Origin of the sequence: Nocardia sp. NBC_01377, assembly GCF_045040005.1 — a bacterium.
GTDB lineage: Bacteria > Actinomycetota > Actinomycetes > Mycobacteriales > Mycobacteriaceae > Nocardia > Nocardia noduli.
On sequence record NZ_CP109566.1, the window covers coordinates 8,137,091 to 8,152,841 of the forward strand.

The window sequence follows — 15,751 nt, forward strand, 5'->3', positions numbered from 1 at the left end:
TTCCGTGCCGACGGCGCATCCACGCCTCGTCGGCGCGGTCCGGGTTAGGGTGCCGGGGTGAATCCGTACACGATCTTTGCCGAAATCGTCGCCGGGCGTGCGCCCGCGTCCACGGTGTACGAGGACCAGGACGTCTTGGCATTCATGGATATTCGCCCGATGACGCCGGGACATCTGCTGGTCGTGCCGAAAGTGGCGGCCCGCGATCTGTCCGAACTCGATCCCGAGGTCGGGGGGAAACTGTTCAAGGTGGGGCAGTTGCTGGCGGCGGCGCTACGGGATAGCGAGGTCGGCTGCGATGGGGTCAACTTCTTCTTGGCCGACGGTGTGCTGGCCGGGCAGGAGATATTCCATGTGCACCTGCATGTCATCCCGCGCACTGCGGGCGACGGCTTCGGGTTGCGCGGTCGCCCGACCAGTCCGCATCGCGTCGACCTCGACTATCTCGCCGGTTCCATCCGGGGCGCGCTCGAACGGCGCGGCTGACGTCCCGTGCCTCCGTCGAGATATTTACGGACCAGGTAGTTTGCTGAACAGACGCTCTCTGGCTGATTCTCGCCCGTGATTTCGTAGCTCGAGTTACGTTTGAGGTCGTCAGTGTGTGTTGATGGAGGTGGGACGTGCGACTTTCAAAGTTTGCTGTCTCGATGCTGTTTATCGTGGGGGCGCTGCTCGGGCCGGTGGTCGCCCAACCGGCGACGGCCACCGCCGCGCGGATCGTCCGGATCGACGATGTGAGCCCGACGAGGTCCGAGGTGTACATCGACTCACCCGCGATGGGACGCGCCATCCAGGTCGATGTGCTGCACCCGGCCGGTGGCGGCGGGCGCCCTTCCTACTACCTGCTCGACGGCCTCGATCCCGGCGTGGGACAGAGCACCTGGCTCAACGCCACCGACGCCGAGCCGTTCTTCGCCGGTAGGAATCTGAACGTGGTGCTGCCGGTGGGCGGCCAGGCGGGCTACTACACCGACTGGCAGCAGGACGATCCGCATTTCGGCCGGTACAAGTGGGAAACCTTCCTCACTCGTGAACTGCCGCCGATCATCGATGCGGAATTCGACGGCAACGGTGTGAACGCCATCGGTGGACTGTCCATGGGCGGTAACGCGGCTTTCATTCTCGCCGCGCGCAATCCGGAGCTGTACCGCGCGGTCGCGGGTTACAGCGCGTGCCCCGACACCGGCCTCGCGACCGGCGCGGTGATGTTCTCCATCGCCAATCGCGGCGGCAACCCCGGCAATATGTGGGGTCCGCCGGGCAGTAGGTCGTGGGCCGAACATGATCCATCGCTGTTGGCAGATCGCTTGCGCGGCAAGACGATCTACCTGTCGACCGGTACCGGGGTGCCCGGTCCGCACGAAGCGGAGATCAAACCGCAACTGGCCGAGAACATCATCCTCGGCGGCCCGGTCGAGATGGGCATCAACACCTGCACCGTCGCCTTCGACCAGCGCCTGCGCTCACTCGGTATCCCGGCCAGGATCGAATACAGCCCCACCGGAACCCACGCCTGGTCCTACTGGCAGGACAAACTGCACGCCTCGTGGCCGACCATCGGCCCCGCCATCGGGGCGTAGCTCGCGATCGGCGCTCAGGGGTTTCGTCGCACCACGCGGACGACGGCCACGAGCACCACCGCCGCGGCGAGTGAGGCCGCGCCGAGAATGACTGTGCCCGCGGGGAATCCGAACATCTCGACGTATTCGGTGACGATGACGCGCTGACGGTAGGCGTCATCGGTGGGGGCGGCGGCGAAGGCGAAATCCGTGCTGATGGCGTCCGGCCGGTGGATGCCGACGGAGAGTTCGGTCAGGTAGTCGTGGCCGCCCGTGGCGAGGTCCTTCAGGTCCTGATCCTCGAAATCCTCGACCCTGCCCGCGAATTCGACATTGTTGTACTGCGTGTCCGCGTCGGCGTCGACACGCCGTACGCGGTGATCGCTGAGCAGGTAGAGACGCACCGTCTGGGGATCCTCGGCCGCGCTCGACATCCGCATCGGGTACACGAAACGATCGGAGTCGAAGGCGAGCCGAATCGGGTCGAGCGCGCCGGTCAGCGTCCTGGCGCCGGTGAGTTTGACGGCGACGAACGACCAGTTCTCGCGCAGATAGGGATCAAGGCTGGCGGTCACCTCGGGTCGCATCGCATAGCCGTTGGCACCCAACCAGTTCCGCAATCCGTCCAGGCTGCCGCCGGACAGGGTGGTCGCCTCGATCGGTCCGAGACTGACCTGCTCCACGACGGTCGGTCCGCCGCCGGGCGGGGCCGCGGCCGAGGTATCGCCGCCGCCGTCACCGGAGAACCAGTGTCGTTCGGTGACGATCTCCGGCGCCGTCACGCGGGCCAGCTCGGCGAAGGTCTGCGGCGAACCCGCGCTCACCCGCGCCGGGGACGGCGTCGGCACGATCAGCGCGGCGTGGTCGGTACCGGACTCCAGGGCCAGTCGCATCACGATCGTCTCGCGGTGTCCGTCCCACCCGGCCAGCGCGACTTCGTCGTGCACGGTGGCCGAATTACCCGGACTGACCACCCCGCCGCAGGCACAGGCGGAGGCGGGAGCGAAGGCGCCGAAGCCGACCGCGGACAGCAGCAGCGCGGCGGTCGCGGCGAGGCGAACGACGGTATGGGTGCGCATTCGGCGAGCCTAGTGGCGTCGAGCCCGCGGTGACGCGGAGTTCGCTCGTCGCCCGGAGGGCGCGACCGGGGAACAGTAGGGTGGACCGCATGTCTGTCGAGAGTGTGGTGGCGGCGCCGATCGCCAAGACGGTGCCGACCGAGCGGGTCCATCACGGCGACGTCTTCGTCGACGAATACGAATGGCTCCGGGACAAGGAAAACCCCGAGGTCATCGCCTACCTGGAGGCGGAGAACGCCTATACCGAGGCCAGGACCGCGCATCTCGGCGGCCTACGCGACACGATCTTCGACGAGATCAAATCGCGCACCCAGGAGACCGACCTCTCGGTGCCGACCAGGATGGGCGAGTACTGGTATTACTCGCGCAGCTTCGAGGGCAAACAGTACGGCGTGCACTGTCGGTGCCCGATCGACGCGAATGCCGACGGCATCGACGCGTGGACCCCGCCCCAGCTGGAAGTGGGCACCGAGGTCGAGGGCGAGCAGATATTGCTCGACAGCAATGTGCTTGCCGAAGGACACAACTTCTTCGCGCTCGGCGCGTTCTCCCTCAGCCACGACGGCACCCTGCTGGCCTATTCGGTCGACACCGTCGGCGACGAGCGCTACACACTGCGCTTCAAGGATCTTGGCACCGGCGAACTGCTCGGCGACGAGATCGTCGGCACCGCGCCCGGCGCGACCTGGTCGCTGGACGGCACCCACGTCTTCTATCAGACCGTCGACGAATCGTGGCGTCCCGACACCGTATGGCGGCACCGCCTCGGCACCGCGACGGAGGCCGACGCGAAGGTCTTCCACGAACCCGACGAGCGCTACTGGGTGAGTATCGGGGCCACCCGCTCGGAGAAGTTCCTGATGATCTGGGTCGGATCCAAGATCACCACCGAGGGCTGGGTCCTGGAATCCGACAATCCGGAGGGCGAGTTCCGGGTCATCCTGGAGCGTCGCGAAGGCGTCGAGTACTCCGCCGAACACGCGGTGATCGCCGGTGAGGACCGGTTCCTGATCTTGCACAACGATGTCGTGGACGGGGTGAAGGCGCAGAATTTCGTGCTGGCCGACGCCCCGGTCGCCGATCCGTCGAATATGACCCTGCTGATCGGGCACCGCGACGACGTGCGGCTCGAGGATATCGACCCCTTCTCCGATCACCTCGTGCTGAGTTACCGCCGCGAGGCGCTGACCAGGGTCGCGATCTGGCCGCTGACCGAGACCGGCTACGGCGAGCGCAGAGAACTCGAATTCGACCTCGAATTGTTCTCGGTCGGTTCCGGCTCGAATCCGGAATGGAAGCAGCCGACGCTGCGGATCGGGCTCACCTCCTTCATCACCCCGACCCAGGTGTTCGACTATGTTCCCGCCACCGGGGCGCTGCTGTTGCGCAAGGAACAGCCGGTGCTCGGCGGCTACGACGCGAACGATTACGAGCAGCACCGCGATTGGGCGCTGGCCGAGGACGGCACCCGGATCCCGATCTCGCTGGTGCGGAAGAAGGGTCTGCCCGAAGGTCCGAAACCGTTGCTGCTCTACGGGTACGGGTCCTACGAGGCGAGTATGGATCCGTCCTTCTCGGTGTCGCGGCTGTCGCTGCTCGATCGCGGCATGGTGTTCGCGGTGGCGCATGTGCGCGGCGGCGGTGAGATGGGTCGACTCTGGTATGAGAACGGCAAAACCCTCACCAAGAAGAACACCTTCACCGATTTCGTCTCCTGCGCACGGCATCTCATCGATTCCGGCGTCACCGGCGCGGATCGGATGATCGCCGACGGCGGTAGCGCGGGCGGGCTGCTCGTCGGCGCGGTCGCCAACCTCGCGCCCGAACTGTTCGCGGGCATCCTGGCCAACGTCCCGTTCGTCGACCCGCTGACCTCGATCCTGGATCCTTCGCTGCCGCTGACCGTCATCGAATGGGACGAGTGGGGTAACCCGTTGGCGGACAAGGACGTCTACGACTACATGAAGTCCTACGCCCCGTACGAGAATATCGAGGCCAAGGACTATCCCGCCATCCTGGCGATCACCAGCCTGAACGACACCCGCGTGCTCTACGTGGAGCCCGCCAAGTGGATCGCCAAACTGCGCGTGACCAAGACCGGGGATTCCCCGCTGCTGCTGAAGACCGAGATGAGCGCGGGTCACGGCGGAGTCAGCGGCCGGTACGAGAAGTGGAAGGAAGTCGGGTTCGAATACGCCTGGGTGCTGGACACCCTGGGCCTGTCGGGCGAGTAGTCCGACCGGCGGCGCGGGTTCGAAGCCCGCGTCGAGCCCTCGGCGCGGACCGTGACGGGGAGTTCGTCGTGATGTCACGTTCGCTGCATGTCGGCGTCACACGGACCTGACACCGTTGATTCATGAACGCCGAGCTGATCGTGTCCGTGTCGGGGATCCGGGACACCACCCGGGATGCCGCGATCGAATTCGCCGCCGAGATGGACCGGCGCGAGATCCGCCTCTCGCTGCTGGTCGCGCCCCGGCTCAAGGGCAAGTACCGCCTCGCCGACGATCCCGCGACGCAATCCTGGCTGCGCGGACGGCGGGCCAGGGGCGATGCCATCGTGCTGCACGGCTACGACCAGGCGGCGACCAAACGCCGTCGCGCGGAATTCGCCACCCTGCCCGGGCACGAGGCCCGGCTGCGGCTGACCGCGGCGGATCGGGTGATGGAACAGGCCGAATTGCGCACCCGGCTGTTCGCCGCGCCCCGCTGGGACGCCTCGGCGGGCGCCATCGAGGCATTGCCGTCCGTGGGATTCCGGCTCGCGCTCGGCCTCACCTCGGTACTGGATCTGGAACGCAACACCGCCCAGCGCGCCCGGGTGTACGGGATCGGCGAGGGTTTCCGCGCGGAACCCTGGTGGTGCCGTGCGCTGGTGATGGGCGCGGCGAGGACCGCGCGACGTGGCGGCATCCTGCGCCTGGCGATCTCGGCCGCGCAATTGCAGCGCTCGGGTCCGCGTCAGGCCATGGTCGACGCCGTGGATCTGGCCCGCTACTACGGCGCCTTCAGCGAGGTATATCGCTGGGAGCCGTTCGCCGCCGCTCGGGCGGCGTGAGAGACGCCGCCCTGTGCGGTGTGGTCGGGAATGTCGCGGGTGTATCCGGTCGGGATCACCCAGCTGACGCCCGATCGGCGTCGCCGCCCGGTACAGGCGTGAACGGGCGGCGACGTGCGGCGTCGTCGGACGCGATCAGCGGACGGGGGCGACCTGCTCGATCGGCACAGCCGCGGTGGCGCTGTGCGTGAATCCGCCCGCCTCGGCGCTGGACAGGCCGAGCGCGTGTTTGCACAGCACGGTCAGGCAGCGGTCCATATCGGCGAGTAGCAACTCCACCATGTCGTGGGTGAATCCGTGCCGGATCACCGCGCGCATGATCGTCTCCTCGCCCCGGTCGGCGGGCAGCGGATACGCGGCGATCAGCCAGCCACGGCTGCGCAGCCGGTCCGACAGGTCGTAGAGATTGAAGTTCTGCTCACCGCGCAACTGCCACGACACCGCCGTGATACCGAGGTTCGGATCGCCCGCGTGGATCATGTCGAACAGTCCGGTCGCCTCCAGTCCTTCGGCGAGATACTGTGCGACCCGGTAGATTTCGCTCTGCACGCGGGTGTAGCCGCGTCGGCCGAGCCGGATGAAATCGTAGTACTGGGTGATGGCCTGCCCGCCGGGGCGGGAGAAGTTGAGATTGAAGGTGGCCATCGCGCCGCCGAGGTAGTCGACGTTGAAGATCAGCTCCTCCGGCAGGTCGGCCGGTTCACGCCAGATCGCCCAGCCCGCGCCGAGCGGGGCCAGCCCGGTCTTGTGGCCGGAGGCATTGATCGATTTCACCCGGGGCAAGCGGAAATCCCACACCAGATCCGGCGAGCAGAACGGCGCGAGGAAACCTCCGCTGGCCGCGTCGACGTGCAGCGGGATATCGACGCCGGTGGCGGCCTGGATATCGTCGAGTGCCCGGCTGATACCGGCGACGTCCTCGAACAGGCCGGTGAAGGTCTGCCCGAAGGTCGGCACCACCATGATGGTGTTCGCGTCGCAGTAGGCGGCGATATCTTCCGGACGCATCATGTAATGGTCACCGCGCAACGGGACCTGGCGGATCTCGACGTCGAAGTACCGCGCGAACTTCTCCCAGCACACCTGCACCGGCCCGCAGACGAAATTCGGTGTGCCCTGTCCGCCGCGCGCTCGCCAGCGGAATTTGGCGGCCAGACCGCCGAGCATGGCGGCTTCGCTGGAACCGATGGTCGATGTACCGAGAACTGCGGCCGGATCGGGTGCGTTCCACAGATCGGCGACCATCCGCACGCCGCGCTTCTCGAGCTCGGCGGTCTGCGGGTACTCGTCCTTGTCGACGATGTTCTTGTCCATCGATTCGGCCATCAACCTGCGGGCGTAGTCGTCGGTCCAGGTGGTGCAGAAGGTCGCCAGATTCATCCGGGAAACCCCGTCGAGCAGTAGTTCGTCGTGCACGAGCTGGTAGGCCACCTGCGCGAACATCTCCTTGTCGGGGAATCCGGCGCGGGGTGCGCCGTGTTGTAGCGCGGCCATGGCGAACAGGTCATCGGCTTCGATATCTTCGGGCATCTCGCCTCCAGGGCGCGTTGGCGGAAAATATTTGCCGGTTCCGTGCGTACGTGCACGAGACTCGATGAAATTGATTGTCTTGCTTGAGTATCAATACCACAAGATATGTTGCCAAATGATGGCTATTCACATCAATCGGGCGATTTCCGGCCGACGCGGCGCACGCCCCGGCGTCGTCGGCCGTATTTGCCGATTCGTCGCTCGATCGGCGCGTGCGACACGGACCGCACGGTCCGGCGAATCGAAGCGTCGTACCGCGCGGTCCGTGCCAGAGTAAATCCGGGCTCGGCGAATACCCGGCGGCGCGGCAGAATCGAAACCGGAGCAGACGACGACGTGAGGGTGACGACATGACTTCCGACGATCCGCACACCGCCGAGTTGCGCGGCCGGATCTCCGCGCTGATGGGAAGGGCGAAAGAGGATCTCACGCAGCTGGTCTCGTTCAAATCGGTGGCCGACGCGCGACAGTTCCCCGCCGAGGAATGCGAACGGACCGCCCACTGGGTCGCCGACGCCTTCGCCGGAGTCGGGCTCACCGACGTCGGACTGCACGAGACCAGGGACGGCAGCAAGGCCGTGGTGGCCCGCCGACACGCGCCGCCCGGCGCGCCGACTGTGCTGCTGTACTGCCACTACGACGTGCAGCCCCCGCTCGACAACGGAGCCTGGCGCACCCCCGTGTGGACGCTGACCGAACGCGACGGCCGCTGGTACGGGCGCGGCGCCGCCGATTGCAAAGGCAATATCGTCATGCACCTGACCGCGCTGCGCGCCCTGCGCGAGGTCTGCGGCGACGATTTCCCGGTCGGCATCACCCTGGTCGCCGAGGGGGCCGAGGAACAGGGCACCGGCGGGCTCGGGGCCTTCGTGCCCGAGCACGCCGACCTGCTGCTCGCCGACGCGCTGCTGATCTGCGACAGCGGCAATGCCGCCGTCGGCATACCGACCTTCACCGAAACCCTGCGCGGCGACGTCACCGTCGTCGTCACCGTCGAAACCCTCGCTGGCCCCGTGCATTCCGGCATGTTCGGGGGAGCCGCGCCGGACGCGCTCGCCGCGCTGATCCACCTGCTCGCCACACTGCGCGACGCTCGCGGCAATACGACGATCGCGGGCCTACCCGCCGACCAGGAATGGCCGGGAGTCGAGTATCGGGAGGAGAACTTCCGCGCCGACGCCGGAGTCCTCGGCGGTGTCGGCCTGACCGGTGACGGCACCATCGCCGACATGCTCTGGGCCAGGCCCGCGTTGACGGTGCTCGGCATCGACGCGCCGAAGGTCCTCGGATCGTCCGCCGCGATCCAGCCGTCGGCCCGCGCCCGCCTGAATCTGCGCATCCCGCCCGGAATCGACCCGGACACGGCACTCGAGGCGCTCACCGCCCACCTGACCGCGAATACGCCGTGGCACGCGAAACTCACCGTGACACCCGAGGCCACCGGCGCGCCGTTCCGTTCCGGATCGGGCGGACCGGCCCGCACCGCGATGGAGGCGGCACTGGCCGCGTCCTACGGCAAGCCCGCCACCACCCAGGGGCAGGGCGGTTCCATCCCGCTGTGCACGGTCTTCGCGAACACCTACCCCGACGCCGAGATCATGCTGCTCGGCGTCGAGGAACCACTCTGCCGGATCCACGCCCCCAACGAAAGCGTCGATCCCACCGAAATCGAGCACATCGCCCTGGCCGAGGTTCTCTTCCTCACCCGATACGGCGCCGACGGCAGCTGGGACCGGCCCGTCGGGCCGTGACCTAGGTCGCGAACTCGCGCTCGCGCTCGGCGTCGATCGTGGTGAATTCCGTTCCGGCCGGACCCATTTCCGACAGACGCCCGAAATAGATACCCCGGGCCTCCGGTGCGACGACGCCGAAATGGATCGGCACGGCGATCCGAGGGGCGACCGCGCGCAGATAGTCGACGGCCTCGCTGATCCGCATCCACGGCGCCGCCGCCGGAATCGCCAGCACACCGACCGGTGTCGACGGCACCCACAGCGAATCACCCGGATGGACCAGCTGTGCCGGGTCGTCGGCGGTGCCGAGCTGGAAGACCGTGTTGTCGATCACCGGGATATCGGGATGGATCACCGCGTGCCTGCCACCGCCGCCGGTGATCCGCAGATCGCCCAACTCGACGACCGCGCCCGCGCGCACCGCCTCCCACGCCTCCCCTCGCAACGCCGCCGTCTGCGGATCGGAGAACAGCCGCGCGCCCGGATTGGCGTCGATCAGCGCCTCGATACGCTGGGGATCGATGTGATCAGGGTGCTGATGGGTCACCGCGATGGCATCCAGACCGGTGATGCCCTCGAATCCGTGCGAGAAATTGCCCGGATCGAACAGCACCTTCCTACCGTGCAGCTCGACCAGGATGCAGGAGTGGCCGAAGTGAGCTATTCGCATGGACCCATGCTATTGGCAGCGTGCCGCTTCTCACCCGACCCCGCACGGTGTCGGGACGCCGACGGCGACTAGGATTTCGCTGGTAACCCCCCGAATACCACTTGAGGAGCAACGCGTGGCAAAGGTCGTGGTCGAGGTGATGCCGAAGGCCGAGATCCTGGATCCGCAGGGACAGGCCATCGCCGGTGCGCTCCCGCGTCTGGGATTCGCCGGAGTCTCGGATGTACGGCAGGGCAAGCGATTCGAACTCGATGTGGACGAAAGCGTCAGCGACGCCGAACTCGAGCAGATCGCCGAAGCCCTGCTCGCCAACACCGTCATCGAGGAGTGGAAGGTGGTCCGCGTCTCATGAGCGCGCGGATCGGAATCATCACCTTCCCCGGAACCCTCGACGACGTCGACGCCGCCCGCGCGGTGCGCCGATCCGGCGCCGAAGCGGTCAACCTCTGGCACGCCGACGCCGACCTCAAACAGGTCGACGCCGTCGTCGTACCCGGCGGCTTCTCCTACGGTGACTACCTGCGCGCCGGCGCCATCGCCCGCTTCGCGCCCGTCATGGGCAAAGTCGTCGAAGGCGCACGCCAAGGACTGCCGGTCCTCGGCATCTGCAACGGCTTCCAGGTGCTCTGCGAAGCAGGTCTGCTGCCGGGCGCGCTGACCCGCAACGACGGCCTGCACTTCATCTGCCGCGACGAATGGCTGAAGGTGGAATCGGTGGATACCGCGTGGACCTCACGCTACGAACCCGGTGCGCAGATCCTGATCCCGTTGAAATCCGGAGAAGGGCGCTACCAGGCGTCGGCCGAGGTACTCGACGAACTCGAAGGGGAAGGGCGGGTCGTATTCCGGTACGCCGGAGACAACCCCAACGGATCGCAGCGAGGGATCGCCGGGATCGCGTCGGCCAACGGGCGCGTCGTCGGGTTGATGCCGCATCCTGAACACGCCACCGAGCCGCTGACCGGGCCGAGTGATGACGGTATGGGGCTATTCCTTTCGGTACTGGACAGCCTCGTAAGGGCTTGATTTTTGGCGGCTCGGGGGCCGCGGGTTCGCGGCCCCTTTTTGTCTCGCGTCCGAGCGGTCGAGACTGGCGACTTCGTCGCATCGCTTCGACCGCTCGGACGCGAGACGGGCCGCGAACGGGTCGTTCGTAAGACTCGCTCCGGTGGGGTGGGGTGGGAATTGTTGCTTTCGGGGTGGGCCGTCGGGCTGAGTGGTTGTTGGATGGGCGCTCGGGGGCTAATAGTTGCTTTGCGGTTGTGGTCGCAGACCCGGATGCCGTCGCGCTGTGGGGCTGCGGTTGTTCTCGGTGGTGGTCGCTGACGTCCTGATCGTCGATTCGGGAGTTCGGGCACACGCCGCCGTAGGGGTTCGAGAACCGACCATCTGTCGGCAGGCCACCACGAATCCGGGTGCTGGCAGGCGGACCGGAGATCCCAGGTCGGCGCTCGACTAATTCCGCAGGATCATTAGGCCGGGCAGCACCGTGGCGGTCGTGGTCGACCGGGTCTCTGCGGTCTGATCGGGAGAACGAGTTCGTCGGTTGGGGGATGGCCTTCGCGTGGCGGCATCTCGGCGGATGTGGTTCGACCGTGTGGTGTGGGGCTGGTTGCCGATCGGGGCTCGTAGGTTTCGTTCCGGGAGTGAGTCGAGTGAGGTGATGACGGCTCCGGGAGCGCGGCACGGCTGCTTCTGGTCCGTTCGTTCCTCGGAGGCGATTTCGTGGCACAGAGACGATCGGGCCTGCTGTGCGGCATCGACGACTTGATCGGCCGGTGATCGGGACATCGGGGATCGATCTGGTCGCGGTGGGGTGAGCGTGTTGATCGGCAATCGGGGCCGGTGTCGGAGCGTGTGGCGCATTCCGGGGGTGATCGCCTTGTCGAGAATCCGGTTGTTGTGTGGCGCCGGTTGTTTCGGCGAAGTTCCTGGGCTACCGGGAGTGGCGGGTCGGGGTGTGTTCACGGCTGAGAAACCATGTACCGCTGTCGATTTCGGCGGGGTGGTGTCGTTGTCGGCGTGGGGTGGGGGGTGGTGTTGCGGTGGGGAAACACGACGCGGGGTGATGTCTCGAATCCTCGGGTGCCGGTCTGGGCTCTCACCGAACTCCGGTGTTCGGTACTCTGCTCTCGTTCGAGCGAATTCATGGCGGGCGGGAAATAATGACAACCATTGTGAGCGGATATTCGACGCTGCATGGTGCGCTGCGAGCCGCGGAGCGCCGGTGGCTGCATCACCTCGATGCGGCATTGTGCGCGAAACAGCTTTCGGCCGATCAGTGGGCAATGTTGTCCAATTTGTCCACTGAGGCTGGTGTGACGATGAGCGAATTGGCTTCGCGGTCGCAGCTTCCGCCTTCGTCGGCCACTCGGCATGCCGACTATCTCGCCGCGCGTGGATTGATCTATCGGGTCGCCGCCGAAGAGGATCGACGGCGAATTCTGATCGGGCTCAGTAATCTCGGCGCGGATCTCGTCGCCGCGGTCCGTATCGAGGAAACCCGTGCTGAGCAGGGATTGCAGTCCCGTCTGGGGGCGCGTCGTTTCGCCGAGTTGATGCGTCTGCTCGATCTGGTCGCGGCCGACCCGGAGTAGCGGCGTCCGCGGTCGTTCCGCGACATCCGTCGGATGTATCGCATTCGGGCGAATTGTGGTTGTTGGAATCTCTTGTGATGTGAGTTTCTTTTCGGGCGAGCAGGTGTTGGGTGCTTATGTCCGAATCGGGAAGGTGGCGCTATTGCGCCAATCGCGAATGTGTACACTACACATCGACTGCGGGTGTGGAACCGGATCATTGACCGGCTCAGCCCATTTCGGTTGATTCGAATTGAAATATTCGTTCCTGGGGGATCTCGCCGCCGCGATGAATAGAAGTCGGTGCCGGAGGAAAACGGGTCTGTATTTCTCGGGGCATGTGCGGTAGGTCGCGTCGCGCGGGTGGTCGGCTGAGGTGCCGGGCCCTCTGTGCCTAGGATCGCCTGCATGCCGGTTTCGACTATTTCCGCCACCGCGAGTGGGCTCTGCTCCTTCATCGACGAGTCGCCGTCGCCGTTCCACGTCTGTCGGACCGTCGCGCGCGAACTGGACGAGCGGGGATTCACCCGGCTGTCGGAGTCGCAGCCGTGGGAGCAGGGCGCGCCGGGCAGCCACTACGTGGTGCGCGGCGGTTCGCTGGTGGCCTGGGCCACCGAGGACGCGGCGGGCGCGACGCCGTTCCGCGTGGTCGGCGCGCATACCGACAGTCCGAATCTACGGGTGAAACAGCATCCGGATTTCGTGGTGGCGGGCTGGCAGATGGTCGGGCTGGAGCCCTACGGTGGCGCCTGGCTCAACTCGTGGCTCGACCGTGAACTCGGCATCTCGGGGCGGTTGAGCGTGCGCGATGGAAATGCCGTGCGCGAGAAGCTGGTTCGTATCGACGACCCCATTCTTCGGGTGCCGCAGCTCGCGATCCACCTTTCGGAGGAACGTCGCGGCGTCACCCTCGATCCGCAGCGGCACGTGAACGCGGTGTGGGGGCTCGGGTTTGAGCCGAGGTCGTTTCTCGCCTACGTCGCGGAGCGGGCCGGTGTATCCGCGGCCGATGTCCTCGGTTGGGAGTTGATGACCCACGATCTGACGCCGAGCCGGGTCATCGGCCGCGACGCCGATCTGGTCAGCGCGCCCAGGCTGGACAACCAGGGCACCTGCTACGCGGGTCTGCGCGCCTTCCTGGCCGCCGTGGACGCGCCGGGCGCGGCGATTCCGGTGCTCGCCATGTTCGACCACGAGGAGGTCGGCAGCCAATCCGATCGCGGCGCGCAGTCGGACCTGCTGCCGACGGTGCTGGAGCGGATCGTGCTCGGGCGCGGCGGGGGCCGCGCGGAATTCCTCGCGGCGCTGTCGGGCTCGGTCTGTGCCTCGGGCGATATGGCGCACGCCACCCATCCGAACTATGCCGAGCGGCACGAACCGGCGCACCGAATCGAGGTCAACGGCGGTCCGGTGCTGAAGGTCAACCAGAATCTGCGCTACGCCACCGATTCGTCCGGCGCGGGTGCGTTCGCGCTGGCCTGCGCCCAGGCCGGAGTTCCGTTGCAGCGCTACGTGCACCGCGCCGACCTGCCGTGCGGTTCGACTATCGGCCCGATGACCGCAGCCCGCACGGGGATATCCACCGTCGACGTCGGCGCCGCCCAACTCGCCATGCATTCGGCCCGCGAGATGATGGGCGCACACGACGTGGCCTCCTACGCCGCCGCCTTCGCCGCCTTCCTCACCCCCGAGGCCACGTCCTAGCCCGGTTTCAGTCGAACCACTCCGGATCGCCGGTGCTGATGAATTCGGCGAGCAGTTCGTGGTCGTGCGCCGCGTCTCGCAGCACCGCCCCGAGCTCACGCAGCGCGTCCGGATCGGTTCCGTAGGCGACGAACATGCCCGCCTCGGGATCGAACCGGATGCGCTCGGCCGAATCGGGAAGCCGCGAATGCACCACCGACCGCGCCACCCCCGCCCAGTCGTACCCACCCCCCTCGTACCCCGCCGCGGCGAAAACCTCCTGCGTCGCGAGCATGTGATTGTCACTGAGCATCAGGCAGTAATTACCCGGCTTGTGGTCGTATTCGAAGAACACCAGCGGAGCGAAGGTCTCACGATCGGTCACGCGCCGACTCTAGGACACGGGTACGACACCCACTCCGGGCCGTGCGACATACCCCCACCCCACACGGCGCGAGCCTAACGAGCGCCCGTTCGCGGCCCGAGACATCAAGGGGCCGCGAACCCGCGGCCCCCGGGCCGCCGAAAACCCAGCGAACCCGCGGCCCCGGCCGCTAATATCACCATCGTCGCGATCACGTAGCTGCTGCCGATGATCTGCTGCCACCATGCCCATTCGAGTTCCAGATCCTTCGAATGCGGCAGCAGCCATTGCGGGCCGATCAGGAACAGCACCGTCAACGCCGCGACCGTGCCGATGTACCACCGTTCGCGTCTGCCGCGCGCGATGCTGTCGGCGGCGAGGACCAGCGCGGGTGCGACCCAGACCCAGTGGTGTGACCAGGACACGGGCGAGACGAGAAGTATCGCCGCGGCGTTGACCAGTAGCGCGGCGACGGTCGCGTCGGCTCGGATCAGTCGGCGCATCCAGATGGCGGCGAGAGCGATTGCCACCAGTGACAGCGCGATCCAGATCAGGGTGGCCAGCGAATCGGAGACCCCGAGCCGGAAGGCCATGCCTTTGATGGACTGGTTGCCCGCGAAATACGGCGGGCCGATGCGGCCGGTGTCGGCGAGTGTGTCGAACCAGTATTCGACCGAATCGTCGGGGAAGAGCAGGAAGCCGAGTCCGACGGCGGCGATCGCGGAGACGACCAGTGTGCCCGCGGCTTTCCAGTCGCGGCGCAGCAGGAAGTACAGGAGGTATCCGGCGGGGATCAGTTTCACCGAGACCGCGATACCGATCAGCATGCCGCGCGGCCAGAACGGTTTGCGTACCAGGCAGTCCAGAGAGATCGCCGCCATCAGCACGAGGTTGATCTGCCCGAAGCCGAAGGTCTGGCGCACCGGTTCGAGGAAATTGGCGAATCCGACGGCCGCGATGACGAGGGTGAGCGCGCTCATACGGTCCAGGCCGGGGCGGATCCGGGACAGCACCAGCCAGAGGGTGATGCTCAGGCTGAGGATGTTGGTGAGTACCACCAGCACTTCCGCCGCCTGTAGCGGCATGAGTGCCAAGGGCGCGAAGAACAGTGCGGCGAGCGGGGGATAGGTGAAGGGCAGGCCGATGCCCTCTACCGGTGGCATCGGGCCGTAGAGCTCACCGCCGTCGAGCCAGACGCGCGCGCCGTTGCGGTAGACCTGTAGGTCGATGTAGCCGTTCCACCAGTGGATGAGCAGCGAGACGAGCACCGATATCGCGAAGAGTCCGACGGCGGCGATCAGCCAGCGGGTCTGGTGCGGGGACAGCGCTGACGGGTGTTCGGCCTCGGGGCCGTGGCGTGTCTCCGTCGCTGTCGGCTGGTCGGCCGAATTCACCACCCCCGCGCGTTCCGTCACGCCGCACAGCGTAACGGGGTTGCCGACGGGCCGGTCGGTGGCACTCAGGTGCGGGTGGGGGGCGGGCTCCCTCTAGACTGAGGC

The 15,751-nt window shown here is 66.8% G+C and carries 14 protein-coding genes; 9 read left to right on the forward strand and 5 right to left on the reverse strand.

The genetic code is table 11. The features are described 5' to 3' along the window. Positions 1-57 precede the first annotated feature (57 nt). Positions 58-486: an HIT family protein gene (locus OG225_RS37495; protein ID WP_109525206.1), complete on the forward strand. Its 429-nt coding sequence runs from the start codon at positions 58-60 to the stop codon at positions 484-486. Positions 487-647: 161 nt separating this feature from the next. Further along, positions 648-1,580: an alpha/beta hydrolase gene (locus tag OG225_RS37500; RefSeq protein ID WP_405179418.1), complete on the forward strand. Its 933-nt coding sequence runs from the start codon at positions 648-650 to the stop codon at positions 1,578-1,580. Between the two features lie 14 nt (positions 1,581-1,594). On the opposite strand, the gene OG225_RS37505 is transcribed toward OG225_RS37500, so the two are convergent. Further along, positions 1,595-2,638 (reverse strand): DUF2330 domain-containing protein, encoded by a 1,044-nt coding sequence (locus OG225_RS37505; RefSeq protein ID WP_405179419.1) that lies wholly within the window; start codon positions 2,636-2,638, stop codon positions 1,595-1,597. A gap of 89 nt (positions 2,639-2,727) precedes the next feature. Here OG225_RS37505 and OG225_RS37510 point away from each other — a divergent pair, with 89 nt between their 5' ends. Together OG225_RS37510 and OG225_RS37515 are read left to right on the forward strand one after the other, a co-directional pair. Continuing rightward, entirely contained in the window at positions 2,728-4,872 is a 2,145-nt protein-coding gene (locus OG225_RS37510; protein WP_405179420.1) for a S9 family peptidase, read from the forward strand. A 122-nt stretch (positions 4,873-4,994) separates the two neighbouring features. After that, positions 4,995-5,696, forward strand: coding sequence for a DUF2334 domain-containing protein (locus OG225_RS37515; protein WP_405179421.1), 702 nt, complete (start codon positions 4,995-4,997; stop codon positions 5,694-5,696). 135 nt (positions 5,697-5,831) lie between these two features. On the opposite strand, the gene OG225_RS37520 is transcribed toward OG225_RS37515, so the two are convergent. Beyond that, positions 5,832-7,226, reverse strand: a complete 1,395-nt coding sequence (locus OG225_RS37520; RefSeq protein WP_405179422.1) for a glutamate decarboxylase — start codon at positions 7,224-7,226, stop codon at positions 5,832-5,834. Between the two features lie 350 nt (positions 7,227-7,576). On the opposite strand from OG225_RS37520, the gene OG225_RS37525 reads away from it, so the two are divergent. Further along, a complete protein-coding gene (locus OG225_RS37525) occupies positions 7,577-8,977 on the forward strand; it encodes a dipeptidase (protein WP_405179423.1) in 1,401 nt (466 codons plus the stop codon). A gap of 1 nt (position 8,978) precedes the next feature. Here OG225_RS37525 and OG225_RS37530 read toward each other — a convergent pair whose 3' ends face one another. Further along, a complete protein-coding gene (locus OG225_RS37530; RefSeq protein ID WP_405179424.1) occupies positions 8,979-9,629 on the reverse strand; it encodes an MBL fold metallo-hydrolase in 651 nt (216 codons plus the stop codon). Between the two features lie 115 nt (positions 9,630-9,744). Between OG225_RS37530 and purS the strand changes: the two genes are divergently transcribed. The 4 genes from purS to OG225_RS37550 all read left to right on the forward strand — a co-directional run bounded on the left by purS (position 9,745) and on the right by OG225_RS37550 (position 13,909). Continuing rightward, positions 9,745-9,981: a phosphoribosylformylglycinamidine synthase subunit PurS gene (gene purS / locus OG225_RS37535; protein WP_109525213.1), complete on the forward strand. Its 237-nt coding sequence runs from the start codon at positions 9,745-9,747 to the stop codon at positions 9,979-9,981. After that, positions 9,978-10,655, forward strand: coding sequence for a phosphoribosylformylglycinamidine synthase subunit PurQ (purQ, locus tag OG225_RS37540; RefSeq protein WP_405179425.1), 678 nt, complete (start codon positions 9,978-9,980; stop codon positions 10,653-10,655). The genes purS and purQ overlap by 4 nt, the downstream gene beginning before the upstream one ends. A gap of 1,088 nt (positions 10,656-11,743) precedes the next feature. Next, entirely contained in the window at positions 11,744-12,226 is a 483-nt protein-coding gene (locus OG225_RS37545; RefSeq protein WP_288049627.1) for a MarR family winged helix-turn-helix transcriptional regulator, read from the forward strand. A gap of 387 nt (positions 12,227-12,613) precedes the next feature. After that, a complete protein-coding gene (locus OG225_RS37550; RefSeq protein WP_405179426.1) occupies positions 12,614-13,909 on the forward strand; it encodes a M18 family aminopeptidase in 1,296 nt (431 codons plus the stop codon). 7 nt (positions 13,910-13,916) lie between these two features. On the opposite strand, the gene OG225_RS37555 is transcribed toward OG225_RS37550, so the two are convergent. Together OG225_RS37555 and OG225_RS37560 are read right to left on the reverse strand one after the other, a co-directional pair. Next, positions 13,917-14,273, reverse strand: a complete 357-nt coding sequence (locus OG225_RS37555) for an immunity 51 family protein (RefSeq protein WP_405179427.1) — start codon at positions 14,271-14,273, stop codon at positions 13,917-13,919. A gap of 104 nt (positions 14,274-14,377) precedes the next feature. Beyond that, a complete protein-coding gene (locus OG225_RS37560) occupies positions 14,378-15,667 on the reverse strand; it encodes a glycosyltransferase 87 family protein (protein ID WP_405179428.1) in 1,290 nt (429 codons plus the stop codon). Between the last annotated feature and the right edge of the window lie 84 nt (positions 15,668-15,751).